This is a genomic window from Xenorhabdus lircayensis (assembly GCF_016306625.1).
In the GTDB taxonomy this organism is placed as follows: domain Bacteria; phylum Pseudomonadota; class Gammaproteobacteria; order Enterobacterales; family Enterobacteriaceae; genus Xenorhabdus; species Xenorhabdus lircayensis.
Genome location: NZ_JACOII010000050.1, coordinates 1 through 7,693, shown reverse-complemented (window position 1 = coordinate 7,693; position 7,693 = coordinate 1). Strand labels below are relative to the sequence as shown.

General features: G+C 41.4%; 5 protein-coding genes and 4 pseudogenes. All 9 read right to left on the bottom strand.

The genetic code is table 11. From position 1 onward, the window contains the following. Positions 1 to 147, bottom strand: a pseudogene (locus tag H8A87_RS20645) (IS982 family transposase); the annotation flags it as partial. A gap of 106 nt (positions 148 to 253) precedes the next feature. Beyond that, positions 254 to 1,288, bottom strand: a complete 1,035-nt coding sequence (sbnB, locus tag H8A87_RS14585) for a 2,3-diaminopropionate biosynthesis protein SbnB (RefSeq protein ID WP_198690674.1) — start codon at positions 1,286 to 1,288, stop codon at positions 254 to 256. Between the two features lie 12 nt (positions 1,289 to 1,300). Then, positions 1,301 to 2,257 (bottom strand): 2,3-diaminopropionate biosynthesis protein SbnA, encoded by a 957-nt coding sequence (gene sbnA, locus H8A87_RS14580; protein WP_332460379.1) that lies wholly within the window; start codon positions 2,255 to 2,257, stop codon positions 1,301 to 1,303. Positions 2,258 to 2,399: 142 nt separating this feature from the next. After that, a pseudogene (locus H8A87_RS14575) lies at positions 2,400 to 2,701 on the bottom strand (IS1 family transposase); the annotation flags it as partial. A gap of 101 nt (positions 2,702 to 2,802) precedes the next feature. Beyond that, positions 2,803 to 3,139 (bottom strand): annotated as a pseudogene (locus H8A87_RS19960) (group II intron reverse transcriptase/maturase); the annotation flags it as partial. Further along, positions 3,140 to 3,419 (bottom strand): annotated as a pseudogene (locus tag H8A87_RS20640) (transposase); the annotation flags it as partial. It abuts the pseudogene before it with no gap. Between the two features lie 141 nt (positions 3,420 to 3,560). Next, entirely contained in the window at positions 3,561 to 4,946 is a 1,386-nt protein-coding gene (locus tag H8A87_RS14565) for an MATE family efflux transporter (RefSeq protein ID WP_198690670.1), read from the bottom strand. A 534-nt stretch (positions 4,947 to 5,480) separates the two neighbouring features. Then, complete coding sequence (locus tag H8A87_RS14560; protein ID WP_198690669.1) at positions 5,481 to 6,260, bottom strand: enoyl-CoA hydratase-related protein; 780 nt, start codon at positions 6,258 to 6,260, stop codon at positions 5,481 to 5,483. Between the two features lie 3 nt (positions 6,261 to 6,263). Further along, positions 6,264 to 7,448, bottom strand: coding sequence for a hydroxymethylglutaryl-CoA synthase (locus tag H8A87_RS14555; RefSeq protein WP_198690668.1), 1,185 nt, complete (start codon positions 7,446 to 7,448; stop codon positions 6,264 to 6,266). Positions 7,449 to 7,693 lie beyond the last annotated feature (245 nt).

Here is a 7,693-nt window from a genome sequence, read left to right as displayed (position 1 = left end):
GATGATCGTCATGATTTCACTGCTTGTCATCCTCCCTTGGCGTAACCGCTGTCGCTCACCACTTTCAATCAAATATATTTGCCATTGGGGCATGAAGTGCTGGCAAAAATCATCGACATGGCAGAATAAGTTGACTAAATTATGCATAGTGGGTTCCTGAGTGAAAAGTTTCTTTTTTGGTCAAAAGATCTGATCACCGAACCCGCTTTTAGTTCCTTTCTTTTTTATTCTGCTTATCCCGAGCTCAGGTTAATTAAAGATTCCAGCATTGGGTATCAGAGAAAAAATTGGGAATAATATGCCGACCGGATGTCTGTTGATTTTGACGGTAAATAAACATTGCAAGACTCAGATCAAGTACACCTAGCCCAAAGGGAGAGAAGATAGTTGCTTTGGTTTTATCGAGCGTTATTTCATCATTTATGATTTGTGCTAGAGTACCGTTGATAAAACAGCGGTGACCGTATTTTTGCTCGGCCAGATGGGGGGAAGTATTGGCTTTCATACAGTGATTAACATCGTCCAACACATTATTGCTAGCGTAAATAATTTCTGGAGATAAATCCCGTAAGGAAATATTGAGTATCAATTGATGAGGTGAAAATGTCCTTTCATCTGTGATATAGGGAGATGTTGCCGTTGTCGAGAAAACCATGATGTCGGCAGTCAATGCCTCTGCTTGATCCACAGCCGCACGTACCGGATAGATTGCTTGCGCGCTGATATTTTTGATAAAAAAATCACAATGTTCTGTAGAAATGTCGTGAATTAACACTTCATCAAACAACCATCCCTCGTCTTTGAAAAAGGCCAGAATAGTTTTGGCTATCAGACCACTACCAAATATCGATAGCATTTTGGCTTGTTTGTCGGCTGCTCCAAGATGATTGGCGGCCAATACCGCAGAAGCTGCAGTACGCGCTGCACTGATTTGGGAAGCCTCCAAGCATGAAAATGGATATCCTGTTTCATAATCATTTAGCAAAATCACGGCTGAAGCGCGTTGCAGGTTTGCTTCAATATTACGCGGATAGCTGGCGATCCACTTGATTCCAGAAACGGAGATGTCAGTGTCTGGGTTGTCAATGGCCGCTGGCAGTGCGATTATCCTTGCTTCTGGCTTATTTTTAAAACGCAAAAAACAGCTATCAGGGTTTTCAGTTTTATCTTGGTGATGGGTCAGATAGCTCTGGCGAATCAGATCGATAATATTTCGTCGAGAAGCGGAGATAACTTTACTAATAAAATCACCAGTAATCACTTCAAAATGAATTTGTTGGTCAGGCATATTTTATTCCTCTTATATAAATATTTTTTCAATCATTTTCCAACTTGTACCAAAAGTGAGATCGCACCATTCATCGTTGTAGATTGTATCGACATAATTACCACCCATATCGGGTGAAATCGCCACCACAATGGCATCTTTTCCAATTTGAGGTTGTACGCGTTTCACGGCAGCTAGCACGGTGCCAGTTGAGGCTCCAGCCAGATAACCGAAACGACGTGCGATATCTCGGCAACTGATCACGGTTTCCGCTTCAGGGATTTGGATCATCATATCAACTTGATTATTATCAAAAAAATGTGATTTTACGCTAGAACCTAACCCCGGCAGGTAGCGGGTCTGACCAGAAGTACCAAAAGTAACGGAACCTATAGAATCAACGGCAATCAACTGAGTTTGAGGGGAGTAACGGCGAAAAAAATTAGCGCAACCCATCAAAGTGCCCGTGGTACCGGCTCCAATGAACAGATAATCAACTTTATTGAACTCGGTCAGAATAGATTTAGCCGTCATTTCGAAATGCACTGCCGGATTAGCCATATTTTGGTACTGATTTAGCCAAATTAGACCGGGATCGCTTTCGATAGCGGAGCGGATATAAGCCAAACGATTAGCTAGATAACCGCCTTGTACGTCTTTTTGTTCAATAATGATCACATGTGTGCCTAACGCGCGCATCATTTTAATGTTCTGTGCGGAAGTGTTTTTATCAACTACACAGGTAAAATGTAATCCTTTTGAAGCGGCTATAACGCTTAATGCCAAACCAAGATTGCCGGAGCTGGACTCAATAAATCGTTTTGTTTTATATAATTCTTTTTTTTCAATAGCATCAGTGATTAATGAAATAGCCGTTTTCATTTTGATGGATCCACCGACATTCATTCCTTCCACTTTAACAAAGAGGTCGGTATGGTTACAGAACTTATTAAATTTAATGAATATATTATCATTAATGAGTTTATCCACTGAGTTAAACTGCATAATCCCTCTTTATTATAAGTTGAGTATATATGACCAGAATAATTGGTCATGTATTAAATAATTGAGTTGGGTATTCAAAATAATGTTCATGTTCAATAAAGGTTTCTATCACTTTATCGTGTACTTCCTAAGATTTTAATTTCTATTCAACCTTTTGATTCGGGTACGATGCGTTAAATTCGTTCTCTCTATACGCTGAGTAAACGTCTTTCCAGTCAGGTGCTCTTTCTCGGGAAGGCTGTCATAAACAACATAATCATCCGTGCAATAAAACCGAATATCAAAGGGCGATAAGAGGGCCAGGAGCTTGTCTAACGTTTTTCTACTGCGATCGCCAAAAACATGGGCTATTATTCGCTTCAGACGGGGTTCCCAAGCATACCAAAACCAGCGCTGGTTTTTCTTGTTTCCCACAAACGACCCTTGCTGGTGAGTAGACCTACCCAGTCACCCAGGCAGACCCCTCCTCAGAACCGGACGTGCAGAACTACCGCATCCGGCTCCCGACAGACCCAAGTCGTCACACCTATTCAACAAGAATTGAACATTGAATGGACTTTCCAGCTTGAAGGATAACCCAGCACTTTCAGGATCAGAGTCAGCTTTTCCCACGTTAGCCCCCGACGTCCTCCCTTCCGGTTGAACCATCTGTAGAGTACCCGCTTGCTTTGATAGATAAATTGCCCGACTCGTCTCTGGTTATCAGAAATACTGTGATAATTTATCCAGTCTTTGATCACCCTGATGACGATGGTCAGGACAAGCCTTTTGTCAGGTGTATTCAGGTTTTTCTAGAGAAAGTCCCTGAGTCCCTTCAATTTGGTCTTTACGACGGGTTAATTTCAGTCGCCAGAAGCCTTTTCGCGATATGTTCTTTCCATCAAGAGGAAGTGTCGTTACGTTTCGGGGCGTGAGGTTTTTAATGTTTTCATGACGGTGGCTGTGGCGACTTTCAGGATCCGAGCGGTGTCACGAATTCCCCCGTTATTCATCGCGATATCGACAATCTGCTCTTTAACACCGATTGATAGGTGTATTCCAATTGAAAGACCTTACAACAGGTATAGCAGCGATGTCCGCTATTGCCTTTTCCATGCCCTTTGACATGTTCTGATTTGTGACAATAACGACAATAGACGTCACCCTTTTAATCCCGCCGATTGCACTTAATATGTTAATTCAGCATTTGTGACAGTAACGACAATAGACATCAACTTTGTCCATATCTCACCCTCTATGAGAAATATAAGGGTTTCACTGTTATGATATGTCAAGGCATTTGACAAGTTTAATTATTGATCGATTTGCCTGATATGTTGCCATGTTCCATATCGGCAGTTTTACGAAAAAACCGCACCATCATCAGGATTGCCCCGAGTAAAAATGTAATAAGGAAGCCAATATTGATACCTTGCTGACCTTGTTTTAAAGGAAAAGCCAGCAAATAAGAAACAGGAAGGCCGAATATCCAGAGCAATCCCATATTAACCCACATCGGATACCAGACGTCACGCAAACCACGTAACACTGCCATCAGTAAGTTACGCACAGCATCAGCAATTTGAGAAAAAGCAACGATAACCAGCATGACCTTCGCCAGCTCTATCAGAGCCGCATTTTCTTCTGCCCCCAGATTGAGATACAAACCGATAATCGCAAGTGGATTTAGCAAATATACAACTGCGATAGCTATCATGCAGCTGAATACTAGTACCAGACCGACATGACCAATCTTTCTTATCAGATTATATTCACCATTGCCAACCGTATAACTGACTAAAATCGTGCACGCCTGACCGATTCCCATAGGGATCATTAGAGCTACGGTAGAACACTGGATCAATATCTGTTGAACACTCAAAGCACCCACACCGAGCCAACCAACCATAATGTTAATCGTACTAAAAATCAGTAATTCACTGGCAAACTGTATTGTAATAGGGAAACTAATCTGAAAAAAAACCACCAATCGTGCTGGATCCCATAGCACCTTGAAATCAAACAAGTGGTAATTAGTGAAATTTTTGGAAAAGTATAAATAAATAAAAACACTAATCGCGAGAGTCCAGTTAGCAATTGATATACCATAAGCCCAGCCAGCCATACCCAATGTAGGCAAACCCGAGTAACCATGAATTAAAGCATAGCCAAGCAATATCGTGAAACCCAAGTTCAGTGCACTTAATACTACGACAAGATATCCCTTCTTAAGAGGAAAAAACATTTGATGACAACTTGCCAATAGTAAAGAAGGAATTACACCCCATGCCATTGCGCGAAAATAAGGGTCAATCAGCGGCACTAGCTCAATAGGCTGATGCAGCCATACCAACAATTTCGTTAAGTTCCAGAATACCAACGAACCAATAACACCGAGAACGATACTAATCAACCAAGCCTGCCGGATTTCCATGCCAATCTCGCGAAGCTCATTCTGTCCATAATAACGACTAACAGTGATACCGACAGCTAGCAACGGCGACATGGCAACAACCATTATAGTGTTACTCAATGCAGCTACTAATGCACTAGCAGCCAGTTCTTGCTTGCCAAGATGAGCAATAAACAACATACCGATAAAACCCACAGCGATATAGAGAATGCGTACACTTAAAATTGGTGTAGCTAGTTTTACAATTTCCTTAAAGTAAAAAAAATTATTCTTTGTTTGCATACTTACTCCTAGGCAACCATTCACCGACATACCATTGACCAATAAAAATTGGTTTGTTAGTCGTTTTTTCACAGCCAAGTAGGGGCTGGTGAATGGTTACCTTTTTTAGTCACGCGTTAAAACGTACAAAGGCCATATTCCATCGCCCAACCCGTCGAGCTTAAATTCAACGGAATATTAGCGTTTGGCTGGTTTCAATTTCATGGTCATACTTCATTGTTGTGTTAAATAAGGTTAGCAATCTTTTGAAGTGTTTGGATTCAATATACCACTATAACTTTTTGTGGATTAAGCCGAGTTATCTCATCATTAAAGGTATTATGACTAGGGAGATCCAGAAATTGTCTGAACCAATCTTTTTTCTTCTTCAATGGCATCAACCCCTTTACAGCTAAGGATGACCGCACAAATCGATACAGTGATAATGCTGATAAGTGGGTAATATGACAGAACCCTAAACCCATATGAATTCATGATATTAAATCCTTGTCAAGGAATTTTAGGTTCGATTGCCTTGGTGGTTCATATAACCATTTAGCTCCAGGGGGGAGGACGTTTCTCAAGGAAAGCTCGTAGCCCCATTTGGCCTTCGGAAGAAGTACGAATTTCAGACGTGAGCTGAATGTTGGTTTGTTGTTCGTTATGTAAACCATCCTGTGTGCTCAATCGTGTGAGCATGGACTTGATCTTTCGTGATGCATGCGGAGCAGTTTTTTGTATCAACTTTATCCAATTATCTCGGAGTTCGTCCAGATTGGACTCAGAAGCTTGTTGATGGACTAGACCCAATTCTATGGCTTGTTGAACATCAAAAACTTCTGCAGTGAGCATATAGCGACGGGCTTGACGCAAACCGATGGCTCTTACCACATATGGGCTTATTATGGCAGGTACTAGTCCCAGAAGTGCTTCGCTAAAAGAAAAGCGAGTGTCTTCTAAGGCCAGAACATAATCAGCACAGCTGAGTAGTCCCAAAGCTCCTCCAAATACCGCACCTTTGGCAATCATTAAGACTGGTACGGGGAACTCGTCGAGTTGTTGTAGTAGTCTTTCCAAAAGTCTAGCGTCGAGAATGTTTTCCTCTGTGCTGAAATTCAGGCTTCGTTTCAGCCAATGAACATCCGCTCCTGTGCAGAAATGCTTACCTGTGCTTTGTATGAGAAGCGCCCGTAAATTTAGATTGCTGGTTAATTGCTGTAGGTAGCCACTGAATTCTTTCATCAACGTTTCGTTAAGTGCATTGCCTCGCTCAGGTTTATTTAATGTTAGGCATGCTATCTGATTAGTCACCCACTCTAATCGTATTCCTTGCATAATTTAATTTCCCTTTTGTGATTGCTGGGAGTTTTCATATTGTCGGCAGTGGTTTTTAGAACCGTTGAAGCGATATCGTCCGCAGGTCAATTGTGGCAATTCATAGGAACCAATTTGAGGATCTATATCCTGATAAAACCACACGAGATATTGTTCATAATTTAGTTCATGACGACTCTGCAGTAAGCGGTGGTGTTCAGTTTTTCGTAGATGTGTATTGTAGCCTTTGACTACACTGGCGGAAAAAAACTCACCGACACAACCTGAACCATAACTGAACAGACCAATGTTTTGTTCGGAGAGGTCTTCAGTACTATTTTCCAGAAGTGAGAGTAGTGCTATGTAAAGAGAGGCTGTATAGCAATTCCCAATGTCACGCCCATATATTTGGCTGGTTGTGTAGCTTTGTGGACCAATATCTTTCGCCGCTTTCGGCTCAATGGCTTCAAAAATTGAGAAAGCTTTTTGTGCCATTTTAGTGAATGGTAGGTGGAAGCATAGATGACGCAAGGATGATAGAGGTAATCCACCATCTAGGCGGTAATTTTGCCAAGTTTGTTTTAGAGATTCCAAATACATTTCGATGGATAATTTTCCATCAACAAAAGCCATCTTATGTTGGTTTGGGCGCCAGAAGTCCATCACATCGAAACTGTAGCGTCCCTGATACGGATGGATATTGAGAATGCGGGGTGATTGGCTGACAATCATGGCAATGGCACCTGCACCTTCGGTGCATTCAGCATCTGTATTAGGTTGGTAACAAGATATATCACTAGCAATTACTAATATTCGTTCATTGGGACGTTGGTTGACTAGAGCACAGGCCATTTGTAGCCCCGCAGTAGCTCCATAGCAGGCTTGTTTGAATTCTATAACTCGACAATTTGCTCGTAGGTTAAGTATGCCGTGGATAAAAAGGCCTGCTGACTTTGACTGGTCAACACCACTTTCGGTTGCAAGGATAACAGTTGATATCGACTCCATTACCAATGGTGTAAGAAGTGGTTTTGCAGCATTTGCAGCCATACTGACTATATCTTCGTCAGGAGGAGGCACTGCCATTTTTTCTTGGCCAATGCCAAGTAAGTATTTGTTGGGGTCAATATTATGAACCTTTGCCAGCGTTGCAAGGGGAAGAAAAAATCCAGGAACGTAAAGACTTATATCATCAATTCCTATTCTCATAATTTCTCCAGTTATATTCTTTTTTGTGATTCAGCTATAGTTAGTACATACAAATTATCGTATCAGTCAGTTGTGGATATTGTAGCGATTGAATTTTAAGGCTATCTCGGGTCATATATTAAATTGTTAGTTGTTGCGATATGCTTTATCAGCGTATAGAGAGAATGAATTTGACTAGGTGTTGTTGACGTTTTATGTTCATAAGTCAATCAACCCACATTGGTAGCCAGACAATGATAAATGCC